The organism is Sphingomonas adhaesiva (genome assembly GCF_036946305.1).
In the GTDB taxonomy this organism is placed as follows: Bacteria; Pseudomonadota; Alphaproteobacteria; order Sphingomonadales; family Sphingomonadaceae; genus Sphingomonas; species Sphingomonas adhaesiva_B.
This window is the reverse complement of the sequence record NZ_JAQIJJ010000009.1, coordinates 1-23,579: the sequence shown is the minus strand read 5'-3', so window position 1 is coordinate 23,579 and position 23,579 is coordinate 1. Positions and strand designations below refer to the sequence as shown.

At 67.6% G+C, this 23,579-nt stretch carries 13 protein-coding genes and 1 pseudogene; 10 read left to right on the top strand and 4 right to left on the bottom strand.

Features of this window, described 5'->3' with window-relative positions; all coding sequences use genetic code 11:
* The first annotated feature begins 3 nt into the window (after positions 1-3).
* The 3 genes from PGN14_RS14510 (at position 4) to PGN14_RS14500 (ending at position 2,850) form a co-directional block, all read left to right on the top strand.
* A complete protein-coding gene (locus tag PGN14_RS14510; protein WP_335300304.1) occupies positions 4-588 on the top strand; it encodes a TIGR02466 family protein in 585 nt (194 codons plus the stop codon).
* Positions 589-727: 139 nt separating this feature from the next.
* Positions 728-2,392 (top strand): DEAD/DEAH box helicase, encoded by a 1,665-nt coding sequence (locus tag PGN14_RS14505; RefSeq protein WP_335300303.1) that lies wholly within the window; start codon positions 728-730, stop codon positions 2,390-2,392.
* Positions 2,389-2,850 carry a YaiI/YqxD family protein gene (locus tag PGN14_RS14500; protein ID WP_335300302.1) on the top strand — a complete coding sequence of 154 codons (462 nt, stop codon included), beginning with the start codon at positions 2,389-2,391 and terminating at the stop codon, positions 2,848-2,850. Before PGN14_RS14505 ends, PGN14_RS14500 begins: the two co-directional genes overlap by 4 nt.
* A 309-nt stretch (positions 2,851-3,159) precedes the next feature.
* Here the strand turns inward: PGN14_RS14500 and PGN14_RS14495 are convergent, their stop codons facing one another.
* Positions 3,160-5,682, bottom strand: a complete 2,523-nt coding sequence (locus tag PGN14_RS14495; RefSeq protein WP_335300301.1) for a PhoX family protein — start codon at positions 5,680-5,682, stop codon at positions 3,160-3,162.
* A gap of 375 nt (positions 5,683-6,057) precedes the next feature.
* On the opposite strand from PGN14_RS14495, the gene rplJ reads away from it, so the two are divergent.
* The 4 genes from rplJ (at position 6,058) to PGN14_RS14475 (ending at position 8,788) form a co-directional block, all read left to right on the top strand.
* Positions 6,058-6,573 (top strand): 50S ribosomal protein L10, encoded by a 516-nt coding sequence (gene rplJ, locus PGN14_RS14490; RefSeq protein WP_335300300.1) that lies wholly within the window; start codon positions 6,058-6,060, stop codon positions 6,571-6,573.
* Between the two features lie 69 nt (positions 6,574-6,642).
* Positions 6,643-7,020, top strand: coding sequence for a 50S ribosomal protein L7/L12 (rplL, locus tag PGN14_RS14485; protein ID WP_198353275.1), 378 nt, complete (start codon positions 6,643-6,645; stop codon positions 7,018-7,020).
* A gap of 292 nt (positions 7,021-7,312) precedes the next feature.
* Positions 7,313-8,311, top strand: a complete 999-nt coding sequence (locus PGN14_RS14480; protein ID WP_335297500.1) for an IS30 family transposase — start codon at positions 7,313-7,315, stop codon at positions 8,309-8,311.
* A gap of 198 nt (positions 8,312-8,509) precedes the next feature.
* On the top strand, positions 8,510-8,788 hold the full coding sequence (locus PGN14_RS14475; protein WP_335300299.1) for a hypothetical protein: 279 nt from the start codon (positions 8,510-8,512) through the stop codon (positions 8,786-8,788).
* Between the two features lie 46 nt (positions 8,789-8,834).
* Here the strand turns inward: PGN14_RS14475 and PGN14_RS14470 are convergent, their stop codons facing one another.
* Positions 8,835-9,938 carry a hypothetical protein gene (locus PGN14_RS14470; protein ID WP_335300298.1) on the bottom strand — a complete coding sequence of 368 codons (1,104 nt, stop codon included), beginning with the start codon at positions 9,936-9,938 and terminating at the stop codon, positions 8,835-8,837.
* A 51-nt stretch (positions 9,939-9,989) separates the two neighbouring features.
* The gene (locus PGN14_RS14465) at positions 9,990-10,517 is read right to left on the bottom strand and encodes an acyloxyacyl hydrolase (protein ID WP_335300297.1); all 528 of its coding nucleotides are present in this window, start codon (positions 10,515-10,517) and stop codon (positions 9,990-9,992) included.
* Between the two features lie 263 nt (positions 10,518-10,780).
* Here PGN14_RS14465 and rpoB point away from each other — a divergent pair, with 263 nt between their 5' ends.
* From rpoB to PGN14_RS14450, 3 genes are all read left to right on the top strand, one after another.
* Entirely contained in the window at positions 10,781-14,959 is a 4,179-nt protein-coding gene (rpoB, locus tag PGN14_RS14460) for a DNA-directed RNA polymerase subunit beta (protein WP_335300296.1), read from the top strand.
* A gap of 166 nt (positions 14,960-15,125) precedes the next feature.
* Positions 15,126-19,421, top strand: coding sequence for a DNA-directed RNA polymerase subunit beta' (rpoC, locus tag PGN14_RS14455; RefSeq protein WP_335300295.1), 4,296 nt, complete (start codon positions 15,126-15,128; stop codon positions 19,419-19,421).
* 589 nt (positions 19,422-20,010) lie between these two features.
* Positions 20,011-22,089 (top strand): TonB-dependent receptor, encoded by a 2,079-nt coding sequence (locus PGN14_RS14450; protein ID WP_335300294.1) that lies wholly within the window; start codon positions 20,011-20,013, stop codon positions 22,087-22,089.
* Positions 22,090-22,185: 96 nt separating this feature from the next.
* Here PGN14_RS14450 and PGN14_RS14445 read toward each other — a convergent pair.
* Positions 22,186-23,579: pseudogene (locus PGN14_RS14445) on the bottom strand (aminoacyl--tRNA ligase-related protein); the annotation flags it as partial.

Below are 23,579 nucleotides of genomic sequence, written 5' to 3'. Positions count from 1 at the left end.
CCCATGCCCACGCGCCCACTCTTCCCGACGCTGTTCTACGACGCGACGATCGACGCCCCCGATCTGCTCGCTGAGCTCCACGACTCCTGCCTCGCGCTTGCCGCCGATGACACCGCCGGCCGCCGCTGGTCGAAGGCGCACGGTTACCGCGGCTATACCAGCTATGCCTCGCTCGACGACCTGCCGCTGCGCGATCCCGCCTTCGCCGACCTGAAGCGCCACCTCGACCGCCACGTCGCCGCCTTCGCGCGCGATGTCGGCATGGATCTGGGCGGCAGGAAGCTGAAACTCGACAGCCTGTGGGTCAATGTGATGAAGGCGGGCGGCACGCATTCGGGCCACCTCCATCCGCACAGCGTCGTGTCCGGCACCTTCTACGTCGCCGTCCCGCCCGGTGCCGGCGCGCTCAAGCTGGAGGATCCGCGGCTGCCGATGATGATGGCCGCGCCGCAGCGCGACGGCACCTTCGTCTATATGGAGCCGCAGCCGGGCACGATATTCCTGTGGGAAAGCTGGCTGCGCCACGAGGTGATGCCCAGCAGCGCGAAGGACGAGCGCATCAGCATCAGCTTCAACTATCGCTGGTAGCACGTGCTCCTGCGAACGCAGGAGCCCAGGGCCACACGCACCAACCATCGTTGTTCTGCGGGACCCTGGGTTCCGGCGTGCGCCGGAACACGATCACCCTCTGGCTTTTTCGCGCCCTTTGCCCCATGTAGGACGCTTCATGGAGAATTCGAACCTTCCCGCCGCGCTCGCGCGCGCGCTCGACTCGCGTGGCTATGCCGCGCTCACCCCCGTGCAGGCGGAGGTCACCGCCGAGGCCGCGCACGGCCGCGACCTGCTCGTCTCGGCCCAGACCGGGTCGGGCAAGACCGTCGCCTTCGGCCTCGCCATCGCCGAGCAGCTGCTGGCCGAGGGCGAGACGCTGCCCCCCGCCGCCGCGCCGCTGTCGCTGGTGATCGCCCCGACGCGCGAACTGGCGCTACAGGTCGCGAAGGAACTCGCCTGGCTCTATGCCGACGCGCGCATCGCCACCTGCGTCGGCGGGATGGACGCCAGCCGCGAGCGCCGCACGCTAAACCACGGCGCGCATATCGTCGTCGGCACGCCGGGCCGCCTGCGCGACCATGCCGAGCGCGGCGCGCTCGACCTGTCACAGGTCCGCGCCGCGGTGCTCGACGAGGCGGACGAGATGCTCGACATGGGCTTCCGCGACGATCTGGAGGCGTTGCTCGACCAGACGCCGACCGAGCGCCGCACGCTGCTCTTCTCCGCCACCTTGCCCAAGACGATCGTCGCGCTGGCGAAGAAGTATCAGCGCGACGCGCTGCGCATCTCGACCGTCAGCGAGCAGCGCGGGCATGGCGACATCACCTATCGCGCGATCACCGTCTCGCCGTCCGACATCGAGCATGCGGTCATCAACCTGCTGCGCTTCTACGAAGCGGAGACCGCGATCCTGTTCTGCGCGACGCGCGACAACGTGCGCCACCTCCATGCCGGGTTGGTCGAGCGCGGCTTCGCGGCAGTGGCGCTGTCGGGCGAGCATTCGCAGAATGAGCGCAACCACGCGCTCCAGGCACTGCGCGACCGCCGCGCGCGTGTCTGCGTCGCGACCGACGTCGCCGCGCGCGGCATCGACCTGCCGACGCTCAGCCTCGTCATCCATGTCGAGATCCCGCGCGATGCGGAGGTGTTGCAGCACCGCTCCGGCCGCACCGGCCGTGCGGGCAAGAAGGGCACCGCGGTCCTGATCGTCCCCTACCCCCGCCGTCGTCGCGTCGAGGGGATGCTGCGCGGTGCGCGCATCGCCGCGGAATGGGGCGACGTGCCGTCGGTCGAGGCGATCCGCGCCAAGGATCGCGAGCGGCTGCTCGAACGCCTGCTCGCGCCCGTCGAGGTGGACGAGGACGATCGCGCGCTCGCCGCCGAGCTGCTGGCGCAGCGTTCGCCCGAGGATATCGCCGCGGCCTTGGTGGCGGCGCAGCGTGCCTCGCTCCCCGCGCCCGAGGAGATGATCGAGCGCGCGCCGGCCGAGCAGAAGGGGCATCGTCCCGGCTTCGACGACGTGGTGTGGTTCCGCATGAACATCGGCCGCCGCCAGAACGCCGACGCGCGCTGGATCCTGCCGCTGCTGTGCCGCCGCGGGCATGTGACCAAGGCGGAGATCGGCGCGATCCGCATCGGCGCGGGCGAGACGCAGTTCCAGATACCGCGCGCGCTCGCCTCCCGCTTCGCCGCAGCGGTGCGCGCCAGCGCCAATGCCGATGGCGAGGACGAGAGCGGCGTGCGGATCGAACCGCTCGACGGCCCGCCCACGCCGACGCGCGCGCAGCCGCCGCAGCGCCGCCCCTACACGCCGCACCGCACCCCGCGCCCGCGGCGATGAGCGCGGCGGCGGGCACGCGCCGCATCCTGGTCGATGCCGACGCCTGCCCGGTCAAGGACGAGATCTACAAGGTCGCGTGGCGGCTGTCGGTCCCGGTGACGATCGTCAGCAACGCCTGGCTGCGCGTGCCACAGCATCCGCTGGTGGAGCGCGTGGTGGTCGACGCGGGGTTCGACGCCGCGGATGACTGGATCGCGGAGGCCGCCGCGCCGGGCGCGGTGGTGGTGACCGCCGACATCCTGCTCGCCGACCGCTGCCTGAAGGCGGGCGCCGACGTGCTGGCGCCCACCGGCAAGCCCTTCACCACCGCCTCGATCGGCGGCGCCATCGCGACGCGTGCGATCATGGCCGACCTGCGCGCCGGTGGCGACCAGCTGGGCGGCCCGGCGCCGTTCTCGGCGAAGGACCGGTCGGCTTTTCTGCAAGCGCTGGATGCGATCCTGACGCGCCGGCGGTAACGCGCCTCCCCGTCACCCCGGGCTTGAGCCGGGGTCCCGCTCCTTCCGAAGCGTCGCGCAGAAAGCGGGACCCCGGGTCAAGCCCGGGGTGACGAAGGGGGTAAGCGCGCCCCGAAAAACCCCGTCACCCGGACTTGTTCGGTGCTTATGCCCTTCGAACAAGTATCCTTCTTGCCACCCCGGCCTCCGCCGGGGTGGCGTACTTGTCTGAAGGGGACAAGGGCCACTTGTTCCGGGGGCCAGGGTTCCACGCATCTCACGCCGGTTTGGCGCGTAGAACCCGGGATGCCGGCATGACGGCAGCGGCGCCTACAACCCCACCACACCGCCGTCGTTCTTGGTGATCACCACCGTCGCCGAGCGCGGGCGGCCCGTGCCGGTCCCGGTGGCCTGCGACTGCGGCCAGTTCGACGTCAGGTTCGTCGGCGAGCCTTCCTCGCCCGGATGCTGGATGTTGATGAAGATCGTGCGCCCGTCCGGCGTCGAGCTGATCCCCGTCACCTCGCACTCCTTCGGCCCGACCAGGAAGCGCTTCAGCTTCGCGCCCGGCATCGCGCCGATGCGGGTGGAAACGGTCGCGCTGCCGCCCAGCGTGCTGGTGACGCTGCGCGCCGCGCCGTCGCCGACGCGCCCCGGCATGCCGATCAGCATCATGCAGTTGGTGACGTCGGTATAGGCGCCGTCGTCGGTCTGGATGAACAGCAGCGGCGATGCCTGCCCGCCGGCGTTGGTCGGCAGCCCGAACCACAGCCCGTCGGGCGAGGAGAAGTCGTTGGTCGCATCCAGCGACGACAGGTTGATGTTGGTCGGATCGAGGTCGGAACCCGCCCCGAAGGCATAGATGTCCCAGGTGAAGGCGGTCGCCTCGGTCGTGTCGCCATTCTCGCGCAGGCGGACGACATGGCCGTTGACGTTGCCCGTCCCGGCCGAGCCGCCGTCGGTGCGCGGGTCGGTATAGGCGCGCGGATTGGCGGCATCGACGGCGCGGTTGTTGCCACTGGTGGCGGTGCGACGCTGCGAATTGTTGGTGAGCGTGCAGTACATCTCGCCATTGACGGGGTTCACCGCGGTCCATTCCGGGCGATCCATCGGCGTCGCGCCCAGCACGTCGGCGGCGAGCCGCGCGTTGATGAGCACATCGGCCTGATCGGCGAAGGCATAGGTCGCGTTGGACGCGGTGAGCCCGTTCTGCCCGAACACCAGCGGCAGCCACCGCCCCGTGCCATCGGCATCGAACCGCGCCACGTAGAGCGTGCCGTTATTGAGATACTTGTCGCCGGTCGCGAGGCGATTGGTCGCGCTCTCGTCCGCCGCCGACCAGGCGGTCGCGGACACGAACTTGTAGATATATTCGTTGCGCGCGTCGTCACCCATGTAGAACGCCGGCTTCACCCCCGCCACCGTGCGGCCGGGCATGCAGCCCTCGTGATTCATCCGGCCCAGCGCGGTACGCTTGCGCGGCGTCGAGGTCGGATCATAGGGATCGATCTCGACCACCCAGCCATACTGGAACGGTTCGTAGCGGAAGTCGCCGGTGCCGTCCGCCGCCGCACCGGCGCTGGCGGTCGCGTTCCACTTCGCGAACAGCGTGCTGGACGCATCCGATGGCTGTACCGTCGACCAGCCGTAATTGCCGCCCGTCCCCGCCGTCTTCTCGGAAATGCCGTAGCGCGACAGCGACACATTCTCGCGCGCATTGCCCAGCGCGCTGCGCACCGCCGCGTCGCCCGTGTCGCGGCGATAATAGCCGGCCCAATTCTCCTCGCAGGTCAGATACGTGCCCCAGGGCATGTGCCCGTTGGCACAATTGTTGATCGTGCCGCGCGCCGCCGTCCCGTTCGCCGAATAGCGGGTGCGCAGCAGCGCGCTGCCCGCCGCCGGGCCGCTGATCGTCATCGGGGTGTTCGGGGTGATGCGGCGGTTGAGCGCGCTCGACGCGACATAGCTCCACGCGCCCGCATTGCCCGCGCGCGTCACCTCCACCACCGAGACGCCGTGCGCCTCGATCTCCTTCAGCGCCTCGCCCTCCGGCCGGCGCGACACGCCGGCGGCGTCGACCACCGTCGTGGCGCGCACCGCGTGCAGATACTGCTGGTTGATATATTCGTGGTTCATCGCCAGCACGCCGCGCGTGTTGCTGCTCGCGTCGGGGGTGCTGCCGGTGGCGGCGAGCCCGAAATAGCTCATGCCGTCATGATTGTCGCCCGCGCGCTGTGCGAAGCTCGCGTCGGTGCCGTCGTTGGCATAAGCCGCCACCCCCGCCGCCAGCGGATCGCCGGTGCGGTACAGCACGGTGACGCTATAGTCGGACGGTACGGTGACGACGTCGTTCCTGTTCTTCGCCACCGCGGCGAAGGCCAGCGTCGCCGGGCTGACCGTCACGGTCGAGCGTGCGCTCTTCGACCCGGCGGGGCCGGAAGCGGTGAATTGCAGCACGATATCGGTCGCAGTGGTGACGTTGGGCGCGACGAAGGTGACCGAGGTGCCGCTGGTCGTCAGCGCGACGGTCGGCCCGCTCAGCTGCGTCCATGTGGTGGAGGTCGCGTTGCTGCTGGCGGTAGAGGTCAGCGTCACCACGCGCCCGCCCTGTGCCTGGACGATGGTGCCGTCCGCGACGCTGACCGTCTCCTGGAAATCGTCGTCCTCGGCGCATCCGGTCAGCAGCGCGCCGCCCAAAGCGGCGGTGGTCATCGCGCTCATCCCGCCCATCAGCTGGCGGCGCGAGTAACGCTGCGCGACGAGGTCGGCGAGGTGCGGCGCGGTGGATGGATTGGTGTCGACGTCGCCGTCGTCATAGACGCAGAAGGCGTCGGCGATACGCTGATCGGTCATGATATTCCCCCGGAATGTGGCTCCACGCCGCTGTGACGGCGCCGGACGACATGGCGGTGAAGGTTCCGCGTCATGGGCGTGACGTCGGCATGACGATCGCGTGACGGGTTGACCCCGCGCCACAATCCGTTATGGCACCGCCCGCGCGTCGCAGGCCGAAGGTCCGCGACGCTCCGTCCGAGACAGCGGGTGGCACCGGTGGTGCCTTAATCTCCCGCCGAGACGGGGACAGGACGATGCGACCGGCCCGGCCATGCCGTGCGGGTGCGCACCCGCCATTCCCCATCGCTGGACAATGCCGTGGCCCGCAAGGGTCGCGGTTCGTACCCGGAAGGGTCGTGCATCCGCACGGCGCTTCCCAATGTGGAGAATGGCATGGATCGTAGTCAGAAGACCGCGGCCGTCGCCGAGCTCAACCGTACCTTCTCCGAGGTCGGCGTGGTGGTGGTCACCCGCAACCTGGGGATGACGGTGGCGCAGTCGACCGACTTGCGCAACCGGATGCGGGACGCCGGCGCCGTCTACAAGGTCTCCAAGAACAAGCTTGCCAGGATCGCGCTCGACGGCACCGATTACGGCTCGCTCAGCGATATGCTGACGGGTCCGGTGGGCCTCGCCACCTCGACCGATCCGGTCGCGGCGGCGAAGGTGGCGGTCGATTTCGCCAAGACGACCGACAAGTTCGAGATCGTCGGCGGCGCGATGGGCGCGACCGCGCTCGACGTGGCGGGGGTGCAGGCGCTGGCGACGTTGCCGTCGCTGGACGAGCTGCGCGCGAAGATCGTCGGCCTCATCGTGGCGCCCGCCACGAAGCTGGCGACCATCACGCAGGCTCCCGCGGCGCAGATCGCACGCGTGCTGGCAGCCTATTCGGAGAAGGAGGCGGCCTGATTTCGGGCGGCATCCTGTTGATGTTTGGACTTTGGGGCACCTGTCCCCGTTTTAGATAGGAAGTATATCATGGCAGACCTGAACGCGCTGGTTGACCAGCTGAGCGAGCTGACCGTCCTCGAAGCGGCCGAGCTGTCGAAGCTGCTCGAAGAGAAGTGGGGCGTCTCGGCCGCTGCGGCGGTTGCGGCTCCTGCCGCCGGCGGCGCCGGTGCGGCTGCTCCGGCCGCCGAAGAGAAGACCGAGTTCGACGTGATCCTGACCGGCGACGGTGGCAAGAAGATCAACGTCATCAAGGAAGTCCGCGCGATCACCGGCCTGGGCCTGACCGAGGCGAAGGCTCTCGTCGAGGGCGCGCCGAAGCCGGTCAAGGAAGGCGTGAGCAAGGACGAGGCCGAGAAGGTCAAGAAGCAGCTGGAAGAAGCCGGCGCGACCGTCGAGCTGAAGTAAGCCGCAGAGCGGGCGAGGCGCTTCGCGCCTCACCTCGCTCGAGGCCGGCCGGCGGGTGGCCCAGCCACCCGTCCGACGTCATTGGGCTTTGCTCCATGACGGCCAGCGACAAAAAGGGGCGGTTCCCATCGCGGGAGCCGCCCCTTTTTCGCGTCTCAGCCCCCCGCCACTTCCGTCATTCCCGCGAAGGCGGGGATCCATTGACGCTGGCGTTTCGCCTCTTGCGACGACCTGCGCGTATGGATCCCCCGGACTCACGAAAGAAGTGCACCACCGATAGGGTGGTGGCGCGATGGGACACAGCTACAGGCAGCTCGGCCTTGACGAGCGGATGGAGATTGCGCGGCTTCGGGAGGCGGGCTGGTCATCGCGGCGGATCGGCGCGGCGATCGGGCGCTGCCACACGACGGTCAGCCGAGAGGTAAGTCGCAACAGCCGTGCGACCAGGGCCTGGCCTGGCGGCTATGCGCCAGCGCGCGCGCACGAACTGGCGCAGCGGCGACGACGATGGGACTGCCGCTTCAAGCTGGTGCGCCAACCGGACCTGCGGGACCAGGTGAGGCAAAGCCTTGCGATGGGACATTCGCCCGAGCAGATCGCCGGCCGGCTGGCGCGCGAGACGGGTCGCACCGTCATCAGCCACGAGTCAATCTACCGCTTCGTCTATCATCGCTCAGGCCAGAAGGATTACTGGCACCGCCTGCTGCCCCGCGCCAAGTCCCGGCGCGGTCGGTACCGCATGCAGGGCGGCAGCCCGGCCAGCTTCATCCGCCAGCGCCGCCCCCTCACCGAGCGCCCGGCCGAGGCGACGACGCGCCAGCAGCCCGGTCACTGGGAAGCCGACTACATGCTGTTCGCCGCCTACGGCCACAACATCCTCGTCCTGCACGAGCGCACCACCCGCTTCACCCTGCTCGACCACCCGCCCACGCGCAAAGCAGCGATCACCGCACAGCGCATCGAACGCCAACTCCGCGACGTTCCACAGGTGCTCCGCCGCACCATCAGCTTCGACAACGGAACAGAGTTTGCCGAGCATCAGCGCCTGCATCACCTCGGCCTGCAGACCTTCTTCTGCGACGTGCGCAGCCCCTGGCAGAAAGGCGGCATCGAGAACACCATCGGTCGCTTGCGACGCTTCCTGCCCCGCAAGGCCAACCTCGACAACCTCTCGCCCGCACAATTGCGTGCCTATGCCCAGCGGCTCAACGACACGCCCAGAAAATGCCTCGACTTCCAAACCCCCGCCGAGGCATTTCTCCAAGCCTCAACCGGTGCACTTCAAACGTGAATCCACATTCCCGCCTCCGCGGGAATGACGATGATGGGGACACTGGCCTTCGGCCCTCTAGCGTTGCAATATCGACCCATGAACCGCACCATGGCCTTGCTCGCGCTAACAACGCTAGCCGCCTGCTCGCAAGCCCCTCGGAAAGCGTGCCAAGCGCCGCGACCAACATGGGGCCACCCACGAAACATCGGTGTTTTGATGAACAAAGTTGCCTTGGATCGAACCGATAAACTGTACTGGAACGGCAAACCCGTTTCACCCGCCCAACTCGACAAACTATTGACTCAATCGAGAAATCTTCTTCCTCGACCGTGGATCCTGCTGGAAACCGAAATGGGACCCTCTTGTGCCGCGCTGGAGGCAGTTCGCGACCAGATACAGGAGCATTTCGACTGCTCCACTAAATACGAATGTAACGAAGGTATCATGACGGTTTGGGACAACGCGCCGGTTGCGCCAGCGACAAAAGTACCTTGAAGCGGTAAATCTCCTACCCGCTGTCCAACACGCTTCAACTTTCGCCCTAGCTCCGCACCGCCAGCGCATGCGGGCGGGCGGCGACCGTGTCGAACATCCGCCCCGGCCCATCCAGCCAGAACGGCATCAGCTTCGCAGCACCATCACGCTCGACCCCGACCGCGAACGCCTCCGCGGTCTGGCCGCGTACCTCGCCGCTGGCATAGCGGACGTTGACCGCCGCGACCGGCACGAACATCGGCCGTCCGCCCGCGGTCAGCACGTTGATCGCGTCACGCGGCAGTGTCACCAGCACGTCGAGCCCGCGCTCCTCCCCCGGTGCCAGCGCGAACGGCGCCGCGACCGGGCGCCCGCCCGCGTCGGCGAAGATCCCGGCCAGTTCGCCTTCCTGCCCCTCGCGTGCGCTCAGCAGGCGGACCTCGGCGCGCACGTCGTTGGCCGCCGCATCGCCCTCGTTGCGCACCACCAGCTGTGCGTCGAGCGTCGCGGTCAGCAGGTTCACGCCCGCGCGGCGCGGGCGCAGCTCGAACGCCAGCCAGGCGCGCGGCGCCACGACGTGCGCCTCTGCGATGGCGGGGAGCGGCGGCACGGGGACCGCTTCGACAGCAGCCGGCAGCTCCGCGACCTCGGCGGTGTCATCGCGCCTGCGACGGCGCGCCAGCAGCACCCCCGCGAGGACCGCCAGCACCAGCACGACCGCACCCGGGAACAGCCAGCCGTGCGATGCCCCCTCCTCCACCGCAGCGGGGGCCGGCGGCGGGGGAGTCGGCACCGCGACCGGCACCGTGGCGATCACGGACGGCGTTGTCGCGGGAAGCGGCGCAGCTGACGCGACCGAAGTGGGCGTTGGCGTCGGCGACGCGGTGGCGCGGGCCGTGGCGGTGGCGCGCGGCGTCGGGGTGACCTGCGGTGTCGGCGTCACCCGCGGCCGGGGCGTGGCGCGCGGGGTCGGCGTCGCGGCGGGCAACGTCACCACCGGCGACGGCGAGGCCTGCGGCACCGGCGGCGCGATGCTGATCGGGGGCGGCACCGCGCTCGCCTCGGACGGGACGGTGGTCGCGGCGGGAACCGGCGTGGTCTGCTGCGCGACCACCGGAGTGGCCGCCAGGATCAGGCCGCCGAGCGGCCACAGGAGGAAACGCGAACGCATGGTGGACGCGCTACCCCCTCCATCCTGAACGTCAACCGTCCGGTCGCGCGCTCACGGCAGACGGAGGGTGACGCGCGTCCCGATCATGTCGAGTCCGGGGTTCTGCGCGCCGAAGATCTGCGCATGGCTCAGATGCGTCCAGTTCACCTCCGCGGTGACGCGCGGCAGCAGCGTGAAGCCCACCCCCAGCTCCGGCTCGAACAACACGCGGCTGCCGTAATCGGTGCGATAGCCGTCCGCGCCGACCCGATACGATGGCGCGTCATGCACCGCGATGCCGACGCCCGGCCGCACGAAGAAGCCCGGCAACCCCAATGTGAGCGCCACGCCCGCTGCCGCGAAGCTGGTGTTACCCTTGGTATTCTTCGACACCAGCGCATAGGGGCGCAGCGAGGCGACCCCGGCGTTGAGGATCGGCTTGCCGCGCACGCCGACCTGGATATCGGTGCCGCGCTCGCCGGTGTCGAAGGTCAGCGGCGTGTTCACCCCGTGCGCCATCACGCCGACGAACACCTCCTGCGCGCTGGCGGTGGCGGGAACGACGGCAAACGCCACGGCGGGCAACAGGAAGCGCAACATTCCCCTGCCCTACGCCCGCCGCGGCCCCGGCGTAAAGCGGCCGCACATGGTTGACGCTGTGCCGGCACGGGCCTATATCGCCGTAACTTTCCACAGCCTCGGGACATGACGCGCCGTCGCGCAGCGCGTTGTACGTATGGGGGTTGGGGAAGACAGGACGCCAAAGGCTGCCGTCTCCCGCACCGCCGGGATCAGACGTGCGGCCTTTTTCCGTTCCTGTCTCCATGCGCCCGTGAATACTGGCTGACGAGGCACAAGCTTTTATGGCGACCAATCCGATCGACGCGGGCTCCGCGCGCTCCGACAAGATGGCGGGGACGCGCAAGCGCCGCATCCGCAAGGTGTTCGGCAACATCCACGAAGTGGTGCAGATGCCGAACCTGATCGAGGTCCAGCGCGAGAGCTATGAGCAGTTCCTGCGCTCCGATGCGTCGATCGGCTATGTCTCCGGGCTGGAGAAGACGCTGCGCAGCGTGTTCCCGATCCGCGACTTCGCCGGCACCGCCGAGCTGGACTTCGTCAATTACGAGCTGGAGCCGCCGAAGTTCGACGTCGAGGAATGCCGCCAGCGTGGCATCACCTATGCCGCGCCGATGCGCGTCACGCTGCGCCTGATCGTGTTCGAGGTGGATCCCGATACGGAGACCCGCTCGGTCCTCGATATCAAGGAGCAGGACGTGTACATGGGCGACATGCCGCTCATGACCGAGAACGGCACCTTCTTCATCAACGGCACCGAGCGCGTCATCGTCAGCCAGATGCACCGCTCGCCGGGCGTGCTGTTCGATCACGACCGCGGCAAGACCCACGCCTCGGGCAAGTATCTGTTCGCGGCGCGCGTGATCCCGTATCGCGGCTCGTGGCTCGACTTTGAGTTCGACGCCAAGGACATCGTCAACGTCCGTATCGACCGCAAGCGCAAGCTGCCGGTCACCGCGCTGCTGTATGCGCTGGGCCTGAACAGCGAAGAGATCCTCAACCAGTTCTACAACCGCGTGACCTTCGTCCGTGGCGAGGGCGGCTGGCAGATTCCGTTCGCGGCAGAGAACTGGCGCGGCGTGAAGCCGACGTTCGACCTGATCGACGCCTCGTCGGGCGAGATCGTGTTCGCGGCGGGCCAGAAGATCACCCCGCGCTCCGCCAACAAGGCGGGCAAGGACGGTCTGGAGACGCTGCTGATCCCGACCGAGGAAATCTACGGCCGCTATTCAGCCTATGACCTGATCAACGCGGGCACCGGCGAGATCTATGTCGAGGCCGGCGACGAGATCGGCCCTGACAATCTGGAGAAGCTGGACAAGGCGGGCATCGACCGTATCGAGCTGCTCGATATCGACCATGTCACGACGGGTCCGTGGATCCGCAACACGCTGAAGGCGGACAAGGCGGAGGAGCGCGAGCAGGCGCTGTCCGACATCTATCGCGTGATGCGCCCCGGCGAGCCGCCGACGCTGGAGACGGCGGAGTCGCTGTTCGCCGGCCTGTTCTTCGATCCCGATCGCTACGATCTGTCGGCGGTGGGCCGCGTCAAGCTGAACATGCGCCTCGACCTCGATGCCGAGGATACGGTGACGACGCTGCGCACCGAGGACATCCTGGCAGTCGTGAAGACGCTGGTCGACCTGAAGGACGGCAAGGGCGAGATCGACGACATCGACAATCTCGGCAACCGCCGCGTCCGCTCGGTGGGCGAGTTGCTGGAGAACCAGTATCGCGTCGGGCTGCTGCGCATGGAGCGTGCGGTCAAGGAGCGCATGTCGTCGGTCGACGTGTCGACCGTGATGCCGAACGACCTGATCAACGCCAAGCCCGCGGTCGCCGCGGTGCGCGAGTTCTTCGGTTCGTCGCAGCTGTCGCAGTTCATGGACCAGACCAACCCGCTGTCCGAAGTGACGCACAAGCGTCGCGTCTCGGCGCTCGGGCCGGGCGGCCTGACGCGTGAGCGCGCGGGCTTCGAGGTCCGCGACGTCCACCCGACCCACTATGGCCGCATCTGCCCGATCGAGACGCCGGAAGGCCCGAACATCGGCTTGATCAACTCGCTGGCCAGCTTCAGCCGCGTCAACAAGTACGGCTTCATCGAGACGCCGTACCGCAAGATCATCGACGGCAAGGTGACCAACGACGTCGTCTATCTGTCGGCGATGGAAGAGGCCAAGCACACGATCGCGCAGGCGTCGGCCGAGCTGACCGAGGACGGCAGCTTCGCCGAGGAGCTGGTGTCGGCACGTCAGGCAGGCGAGTTCCTGATGGCGCTGCCCGAGACGATCACGCTGATGGACGTGTCGCCCAAGCAGCTGGTGTCGGTCGCGGCGTCGCTGATCCCGTTCCTGGAGAACGACGACGCGAACCGCGCGCTGATGGGCTCGAACATGCAGCGCCAGGCGGTGCCGCTGGTCCGTGCCGAGGCGCCGTTCGTCGGCACCGGCATGGAGGAGACGGTGGCGCGCGATTCGGGCGCCGCGATCTCCGCGCGTCGTGCCGGCATCGTCGATCAGGTCGATGCGTCGCGTATCGTGGTGCGCGCCACCGGTGAGGTGGACGCGGGCAAGTCGGGCGTCGACATCTACACGCTGATGAAGTTCCAGCGTTCCAACCAGTCGACCTGCATCAACCAGCGCCCGCTGGTGAAAGTGGGCGACGTGGTGAACGTGGGCGACGTGATCGCGGACGGCCCGTCGACCGAGTTCGGCGAGCTGGCGCTGGGCCGCAACGCGCTCGTCGCGTTCATGCCCTGGAACGGCTACAACTACGAGGACTCGATCCTCATCTCCGAGCGGATCGTGAAGGACGACGTGTTCACGTCGATCCACATCGACGAGTTCGAGGTGATGGCCCGCGACACGAAGCTGGGGCCGGAGGATATCACGCGCGACATCCCCAATGTCGGCGAGGAAGCGCTGCGCAACCTCGACGAGGCGGGCATCGTCTATATCGGCGCCGAGGTGGAGCCGGGCGATATCCTGGTCGGCAAGATCACGCCGAAGGGCGAAAGCCCGATGACGCCGGAGGAGAAGCTGCTCCGCGCCATCTTCGGCGAGAAGGCGTCGGACGTGCGCGACACGTCGCTGCGCCTGCCGCCGGGCGTGGCGGGGACGATCGTCGACGTCCGCGTCTTCAATCGTCACGGCATCGACAAGGACGAGCGCGCGATGGCGATCGAGCGCGAGGAGATCGAGCGCCTGAAGAAGGACTCGGACGACGAGCGCACGATCCTCAACCGCGCGACGTGGAGCCGGTTGCGCGAGATGCTGCTGGGTCAGGTCGCGACCGCGGCCCCCAAGGGCGTCAAGAAGGGTTCCGCCATCGACATGGAGGTGCTCGACAGCGTCGATCGCCACGAATGGTGGAAGTTCGCGGTCCAGGACGATGCCGTTCAGGCGAACCTGGAAGCCGTGAAGGGCCAGTATGACGAGGCCGCCAAGCGCATCAAGGACAAGTTCGAGGACCGCCGCGAGAAGCTGGAGCGCGGTGACGAGCTGCCGCCGGGCGTGCTCAAGATGGTCAAGGTCTTCGTCGCGGTGAAGCGCAAGCTGCAGCCGGGCGACAAGATGGCCGGCCGTCACGGCAACAAGGGCGTCATCAGCCGCATCCTGCCGCAGGAAGACATGCCCTTCCTCGCGGACGGGACGCCGGTCGACCTCGTGCTCAACCCGCTGGGCGTGCCGAGCCGCATGAACGTCGGGCAGATCTTCGAGACGCATCTGGGCTGGGCCGCGCGCGGGCTGGGTCAGCAGATCAAGCATGCGCTGGAGGACTGGCGCGAGGCCAATCCGGACGCCAAGGCGGGCGAGATGCCCGACGCGGTCAAGGACCGGCTGCGCACCGTCTATGGCGAACATTATCTCGACGACATCGACTCGCGCGATGCCGAGGAGATCGTGGAGCTGGCGCAGAACCTGACCCCCGGCGTGCCGATGGGCACCCCGGTGTTCGACGGCGCGATCGAGAAGGACGTGTCGGACATGCTGGAGCTGGCGGGCCTCGACCCGTCGGGCCAGTCGGACCTGTACGATGGGCGCACCGGCGACAAGTTCGACCGCAAGGTGACGGTGGGCATCATCTACATGCTCAAGCTGCACCACCTCGTGGACGACAAGATCCACGCGCGGTCGATCGGGCCGTACAGCCTCGTCACCCAGCAGCCGCTGGGCGGCAAGGCGCAGTTCGGCGGCCAGCGCTTCGGCGAGATGGAGGTCTGGGCGCTCCAGGCCTATGGCGCGGCGTACACGCTCCAGGAGATGCTGACGGTGAAGTCCGACGACGTGGTCGGCCGCACCAAGGTCTATGAGGCGATCGTCAAGGGCGACGACACGTTCGAGGCTGGCATCCCCGAGAGCTTCAACGTGCTGGTCAAGGAAATGCGCTCGCTAGGTCTCAACGTCGATCTCAAGTCGATGGAAGAGGCGCAGGGCGACGACCTGGCCGAGGCCGCGGAGTAAGCCGTCCCCCCTTCCCTCTCCCTGCGGGAGAGGGAGGGAGCGGCCGCAGGCCGCGGAAGGGTGAGGGCGACGCGCCATCTGCCCTCACCTTCCCACTCGGCTCCGCCGAGCGGGCCCCTTCCTCTCCCGCTGGGAGAGGAGAAGAGTTTGAAAGAGGTTCATCAAGATGAACGAACTGACCAATTTCGCCAATCCGCTCGCGAAGCCGGAGACCTTCGACCAGATCCAGATCGGGATCGCGTCGCCGGACAAGATCCGCAGCTGGTCCTTCGGCGAGATCAAGAAGCCCGAGACGATCAACTATCGCACGTTCAAGCCCGAGCGTGACGGCCTGTTCTGCGCGCGCATCTTCGGTCCGATCAAGGATTACGAGTGCCTGTGCGGCAAGTACAAGCGCATGAAGTACAAGGGCATCGTCTGCGAGAAGTGCGGTGTCGAGGTCACGGTGTCGAAGGTCCGCCGCGAGCGGATGGGCCATATCGAGCTGGCCGCCCCGGTCGCGCACATCTGGTTCCTGAAGTCGCTGCCGTCGCGCATCGGCCTGCTGCTCGACATGCAGCTCAAGCAGCTGGAGCGCGTGCTGTACTTCGAGGCGTATATCGTCATCGAGCCGGGCCTGACCCCGCTGGAGAAGTACCAGCTGCTGACCGAGGACGAACTCCTCGAAGCGCAGGACGAATATGGTGAGGACGCCTTCTCCGCCGGCATCGGCGCGGAGGCGGTGCGCATCATGCTGGAGAATCTCGACCTCGAAGGCGAGAAGACCCAGCTGCTGGAAGAGCTGGCGACGACCAAGTCGGAGCTGAAGCCCAAGAAGATCATCAAGCGCCTGAAGGTGGTCGAGAGCTTCCTGGAATCGGGCAACCGTCCGGAGTGGATGATCCTCGAAGTCGTGCCGGTCATCCCGCCCGAGCTGCGCCCGCTGGTGCCGCTGGACGGTGGCCGCTTCGCGACGTCGGATCTCAACGATCTGTACCGCCGCGTCATCAACCGCAACAACCGCCTGAAGCGCCTCATGGAGCTGCGCGCGCCGGACATCATCGTCCGCAACGAAAAGCGCATGTTGCAGGAGGCGGTCGACGCGCTGTTCGACAACGGCCGTCGCGGTCGCACGATCACGGGCGCCAACAAGCGTCCGCTCAAGTCGCTGTCCGACATGCTGAAGGGCAAGCAGGGCCGCTTCCGTCAGAACCTGCTCGGCAAGCGCGTCGACTATTCGGGTCGTTCGGTCATCGTGACCGGGCCGGAGCTGAAGCTGCACCAGTGCGGCCTGCCCAAGAAGATGGCGCTCGAGCTGTTCAAGCCGTTCATCTACGCCCGCCTCGACGCCAAGGGTCTGTCGATGACCCTGAAGCAGGCCAAGAAGTGGGTCGAGAAGGAGCGCAAGGAAGTCTGGGACATCCTGGACGAGGTGATCCGCGAGCATCCCGTCATGCTCAACCGCGCGCCGACGCTCCACCGCCTGGGCATCCAGGCGTTCGAGCCGGTGCTGATCGAGGGCAAGGCGATCCAGCTCCACCCGCTGGTCTGCTCCGCGTTCAACGCCGACTTCGACGGCGACCAGATGGCCGTGCACGTCCCGCTGAGCCTTGAGGCGCAGCTGGAAGCGCGCGTCCTGATGATGTCGACCAACAACATCCTGTCGCCCGCCAACGGCAAGCCGATCATCGTGCCGTCGCAGGACATGGTGCTGGGCCTGTATTACCTCTCGCTCCAGAAGGAGAACGAGCCGGGCGAAGGCATGCTGCTGGCCGACATGGAGGAGGTGCACCAGGCGCTGTTCGCCGGCGCGGTGACGCTGCACACCAAGATCGTCAGCCGCGTTCCGCAGACCGACGAGCAGGGCAACCAGTATCTCAAGCGCTATGAGACGACGCCGGGCCGCATGCTGCTGGGCGAGTGCCTGCCCAAGAGCCACAAGGTGCCGTTCGACACCGTCAACCGCGTCCTGACCAAGAAGGACGTCGGCGAGGTGATCGACGAGGTCTATCGTCACACCGGCCAGAAGGAGACGGTGCTGTTCGCCGACGCGATCATGGCGCTGGGCTTCCGTCACGCGTTCCGCGCCGGCATCTCGTTCGGCAAGGACGACATGCTGATCGCGCCGGACAAGGACAAGCTGGTCGACGAGACGCGCGAGCAGGTGAAGGACTTCGAGCAGCAGTATCAGGACGGCCTGATCACGCAGCAGGAGAAGTACAACAAGGTGATCGACGCCTGGAGCCGCTGCGGCGACCAGGTCGCGAACTCGATGATGAACGAGATCAAGGCCGTCCGTCACTATGAAGACGGGCCGATGAAGGGCCGCGAGAAGGACATCAACTCGATCTACATGATGGCCCATTCGGGCGCGCGTGGCAGCCCCGCCCAGATCAAGCAGCTGGCGGGCATGCGCGGCCTGATGGCAAAGCCGTCGGGCGAGATCATCGAGACGCCGATCATCTCGAACTTCAAGGAAGGCCTGACCGTCCTCGAATATTTCAACTCCACCCACGGCGCGCGCAAGGGCCTCGCGGATACGGCGTTGAAGACGGCGAACTCGGGGTATCTGACCCGGCGTCTGGTCGACGTGTCGCAGGACTGCACCATCGTGGAGCTGGACTGCGGGACCGAGCGCGCGCTGGAGATGAAGGCAATCGTGCAGGGCGGCTCGACCATCGCGTCGCTGGGCGAGCGCATCCTGGGCCGCACCACCGCGGAAGACGTGATGGACGCGAAGTCGGGCGAGGTCGTCATCCCCACCGGCACGCTGCTGGACGAGGCGATGGTGGCGCGGATCGAGGCGCTGGGCGTGCAGGCGATGAAGATCCGCTCGCCGCTGGTCTGCGAGAGCAAGGTCGGCGTGTGCGGCAAGTGCTACGGGCGCGACCTCGCGCGTGGTACGCCGGTCAACATCGGCGAGGCGGTCGGCGTCATCGCGGCGCAGTCGATCGGTGAGCCGGGCACGCAGCTGACGATGCGGACCTTCCACATCGGCGGCGCGGCGCAGCTGAACGAGCAGTCGAACCTGGAAGCGCCGGTCGACGGCACGATCGAGTTCCGCGACCTGCGCGTCATCGAGGACCAGCGCGGTCGTCGCGTGGTGCTCAGCCGCTCGGGCGAGATCGCGATCGTCGACATGGACGGCCGCGAGCTGGCGGTGCACAAGATTCCGTATGGCGCCTATGTCATGTTCGACGATGGCCATATCGTCAGCAAGGGCGACCGGATGGCGGAATGGGATCCGTTCACCATGCCGGTGATCACGGAAACCGGCGGCACCGTGAAGTTCCAGGACCTGATCGAGGGCAAGACGCTCACCGAGCAGGTGGACGAGGCGACCGGCATCGGCCAGCGCGTGGTGACCGAATATCGCGTCACCACCAAGTCGAAGGAGGATCTGCGTCCGCGCATGACGCTCCTCGACGAGGGCTCGGGCGAGACGGCGCGCTACCTGCTGGCGCCGGGTGCGGTGCTGTCGGTGGAGGACAATGCCACCGTCCAGGCCGGCGACGTGCTGGCGCGTGTCGCGCGCGAGAGCGCCAAGACCCGCGACATCACCGGCGGTCTGCCGCGCGTCGCCGAGCTGTTCGAGGCGCGCATCCCGAAGGAGGCGGCGATCATCGCCAAGGTTTCGGGCCGCGTCGTGTTCGGCAAGGATTACAAGGCGAAGCGCAAGATCGGCATCCAGCCCGAGGATGGCGGCGAGGTCGTCGAGTATCTGGTGCCCAAGTCGAAGGTCATCGACGTTCAGGAAGGCGACTACGTCAAGCGTGGCGACAATCTGATCGGCGGGTCGCCCAACCCGCACGACATTCTGGAGACGATGGGGATCGAGCCGCTGGCCGAGTATCTCGTGTCGGAGATCCAGGAGGTCTATCGTCTGCAGGGCGTGAAGATCAACGACAAGCACATCGAGACGATCGTCCGCCAGATGCTGCAGAAGGTCGAGATCACCGACGGCGGCGACACCACGCTGCTGAAGGGCGAGCAGGTCGACCGCGAGGAGATGGACGCGACCAACGCGCGGCTGGAGAAGAACCAGCAGCCGGCGCACGGCAAGCCGGTCCTGCTGGGCATCACCAAGGCGTCGCTGCAGACCCGCAGCTTCATCTCGGCGGCGTCGTTCCAGGAGACCACCCGCGTCCTCACCGAGGCGGCGGTCCAGGGCAAGCAGGACACGCTGATGGGCCTGAAGGAGAACGTCATCGTCGGGCGCCTGATCCCGGCAGGCACGGGTGCGGGCATGAACCGCCTGCGCGTCGCCGCCTCGTCGCGTGACGCGGCGTTGCGGGTCCAGCAGCGCAAGCTGCAGGAGGCGATGATCCTGGGCGGCACCGCCGCCGAAGTCCGCGCCGCCGAGGACGCACGCTCGGTGCGTGACGACGCCGGCACCGGCAGCGATCCGCTGGCCGCGGTGGTGACGTCGGGCACCGGCACCGATGCCGATGCGGGCGAGTATCTGAACGAGGCGGGCGAGTAACCTCCCGGTCCGGGCCGAATGAAAAGCCGCCGTCCGGGACACCGGGCGGCGGCTTTTTTCGTGGCCGAAACGTCGCCGCAGCGCCGGCTGGAGCGTGCGCGTTACATCCGTGGCGCCCGCAGGTGAAAGATCTCAGCCTTCGCCGGACCTTTGCAAACAGTCGCTTCCCGTACCTCGAAGAGGCCGTCACCCCGGACTTGTTCCGGGGTCCACCTTTCCGTGGAAATCAACAGCTTGTGAGAATGCGGCACAGTGGATGCCGGAACAGGTCCGGCATGACGGTGCGGGGTTTTGCAAAGGTCGCGCCTTCACTGGAGTGACGTGTCCCCCGGCGATCCGTGCTCGTGCGCAGGCAAGACCCCCGGGTTGCCGGTCCTACCACGGGCATGCGCAGCAGAGCGCCGGCGATTGAATCCCGCATCGGAAATGTTGCCCCGCCGTCACGACGGAACAGCTTGAAACCATTTGGCTACCCGACCGCGGCTCCCTTCGAAGCGAATAATATTCCACCCCCGTTCCAGTCACACATTGCAACAATGCCGACGCGATGATAACGCCTCGCAACAGCATAATTCTGTTGGGGGACCATATGTCATCGTTCGTCATCGCTGCGGCCCTTGCGGCCGCGGCAGGGGTTTCTGCGCCTTCCGCTCCGGCGCCCGACGCGGAGCCGCAGACGGATATCGTCGTCACCGGGCTGCGCGATCGCGACGGCTACGTGCCGCAGGACACCGCGCTGGCGAAGGTGCCCGCCCCATTGCGCGACGTGCCGCAATCGATCGCGGTCGTGACCGCGGAGGTGCTGCGCGACCAGCGCGCGCTGTCGGTGCAGGAGGCGTTGAAGAACGTCCCCGGGGTGGGTTTCTCGTCGGGTGACGGGCAGCGCGATCAGGTGACGATCCGCGGGTTCAGCGCCATCGCGGACCAGTTCGTCGACGGCTTCCGCGACGACGGCCTCTATTTCCGCGACCTGTCCAACGTCGAGCGGATCGAGGTCATCAAGGGACCGGCGGCGGTCCTCTATGGCCGCGGCTCGTCGGGCGGGCTGATCAACCGCGTCACCCGCAAGCCCGACGGCGACGTCACCAGCGTGACGCTGTCCGCCGGCTCCTACGACAATGTCCGCGGCGAATTCGACCTCGGCCGCCTCGACACAGACAGTGGCGTCGGCGTGCGCGTCACCGGCGCGCATCAGGAGAGCGACAGCTTCCGTCGCCAGGGCATCCTGCGCCGCACCGCCGTCGCGCCCTCCTTCGTGTTCGGTCGTGGCCAGGACACGTCGCTGCTGGTGCAGGCGGACTATCTGGTCGACCGCCGCGTCAACGACTTCGGCATTCCCGCGGTCAACGGCCGCCCGGTGAACGTCGATCCCTCGACCTATTACGGCGCCGCCAATGCGCGCGATGCAGATGCGGTGCGGTCGGAGGTGCTGTCGCAGTCGGTCACCTTCCTCCATCGCTTTTCGGACGACGTCAGCTTCCGCAACGGGTTCCGCCACTATCGCTACCAACTGCGCCGCCGCAACACGCAGCCGACCGCCGTCAACGCCGCCGCGGGCACCGTCACGCTCGGCCACGGCGGGCTCGATCGCGACGAGGACGGCTGGTCGAACCAGTCCGAACTGACGCAGGTGCTGCGCGCCGGCGGGATGCGCCACACCTTGCTGTACGGCGTCGAGATCGCGAGGCAGGTGAAGGATGCGCGCACCATCGCGGCGCGCACCGTCGCGGTCACCTCGCTGCTGAACCCGGTCAATCCGGTGGTCGACAATACCATCTTCACCGCACTGTCGGCCAGTCAGCTCAACAAGCTGGATACGACGGCACTGTATGTTCAGGACATGGCGGACTTCGGCCATGGTCTGAAGGCGCTGGTGGGGTTGCGCTACGACGATTACCGCCAGCGAACCGAACAACGGCTGCCGGGACAGACGCCGCTCGCCCGCACCGATCGCGCGTGGAGCCCGCGCGCCGGCCTCGTGTTCCAGCCGGATGCGGCGCAATCCTATTATGCGTCGTGGAGCCGCAGCTTCCAGCCGTCCGCCGAACAGTTCGGCCTTGCCGCCAATAACACCGCGATCGAGCCGGAGAAGACCACCAACCGCGAGATCGGCGCGAAGTACACGCTGCTGGGCGGACAGCTGAACGTGCAGGCGGCGGGGTTCATCCTGAAGCGTACCGGGATCAAGGGCACCGATCCCGTGACCAATCTGATCCTGCCGATCGGCACGCAGCGTACCCGCGGGGTCGAACTTTCCGCTCAGCTTGACCTACCGTCGGGCACCAAGGCGATCGCCGGCTATGCGCATCTCGACGCGAAGGTGGTCGCCTCCGCCACGCCGACACTGGTGGGCAAGCGGGCGACGCTCACCCCGATGAACCAGGCGAACCTGTTCGTGACGCAGGCGATCGGGCCACACTTCGGGATCGGTGCGGGGGCCAATTACGTCGGCGACCGCTGGGCCGATCCGGCGAACACGACGATCCTGCCCGCGTATGTCACCGCCGATGCGCTGGCCTGGACCGACATCGGCGCGGTGCGGCTACAGGTGAACGGCTACAATCTGTTCGATCGTCGCTACATCGTTTCCGGCCACGGCACCTCGCCGCTGCTCAACATGCCCGGTAGCCCGCGCACCGTGATGGTGACGATGCGGCTGGGGTTGTAGCCCTGGCGTCACCCCGGGCTCGCCCCGGGGTCCCGCTTCTTTTCCAACGTCGCGAAGCAAGCGGGACCCCGGGTCGAGCCCGGGGTGACGGGAAATTCAATACGCGCGCCCGACCAGCACGCGCTCCACCGCCGTGTCGCCGGTGAAGATGCACGCGCCATCCGCCGCGGCCTGTCCGATCGGCGCGTTGCGCAGCGTCAATTTCAGCGCCTTCAGCCGCTCGACCACCGCGTCCAGCGCGGCGCCGGTGGGACGCGACCATTGCACCTCCAGCCAGCCGGGGTTCTTCGCGCCTTCCGCGAAATGCGCTTCGACCTCGGCCCAGTCGCTCGCCGGGACGATATTGGCGTCCAGCCGCGCCTTCGCCTCGGCGAACAGCGCCTGCTGGATCTCCTCCAGCAGCGCGCCGACGCCCGCCGCGAACGCATCCCTGGGCGTGCCGACGCTGTCGAGCTTGCCGTCCTCGCGATACAGCCGGTCGCGGCGGATGACCGAGACATTGCCCGCCGCCATGTCGCGCCCCGCCGACCTCGATGACGACCGGCGCACCCTTCTTCACCCAGCCCCAGCGCTTGTTGGTGCTCTTCACCGCCTTCAGATCGAGCAGCGCACGCACCGGCTCGCCCAGCGCAGTCTGCGCGGCGAGCGCCTGTTGCAGCGTCTTGCCATAATCCACCAGCGCCGCATCCTCGGGCGCGTCGCGCAGCATCGGCACGATCACCACCTGCCACGGCGCGACGCGCGGCGGCACGCGCAGCCCGTCGTCGTCGCCATGCACCATGATCAGCCCGCCGATCATGCGCGTCGACACGCCCCAGCTGGTGGTCTGCGCCAGTTCCAGCTCGCCCTGCGCATTCTGGAAGCGGATGTTCTGCGCCTTGGCGAAGTTGGTCCCCAGGAAATGGCTGGTGCCCGCCTGGAGCGCCTTACCGTCCTGCATCATCGCCTCGATCGACCAGGTGCCGACCGCGCCGGGGAAGCGCTCATTCTCCGGCTTCTCGCCCGCCACCACCGGCAGTGCGATGCACTCCTCGGCGAAGCTGCGATAGACCTCCAGCATCTTGAGCGTCTCCTCGCGCGCCTCCTCGGCGGTGGCGTGCGCGGTATGCCCCTCCTGCCACAGGAATTCCGCGGTGCGCAGGAACATGCGGGTGCGCATCTCCCACCGCACCACGTTCGCCCATTGGTTGATCAGCACCGGCAGGTCGCGCCACGATTGCACCCAGCGTGCGAAGGCATGGCCGATCACCGTCTCGCTGGTGGGGCGCACCACCAGCGGCTCCTCCAGCTTCGCAGCCGGATCGGGGATCAGCCCACCCTTCCCGTCCGCGACCAGCCGGTGGTGGGTGACGACCGCCATCTCCTTGGCGAACCCTTCGACATGGTCCGCCTCCTGCTCGAAATAGCTGAGCGGGATGAACAGCGGGAAATAGCAATTCTCGTGGCCCGTCGCCTTGATGCGATCGTCGAGCAGCCGCTGGATCCGCTCC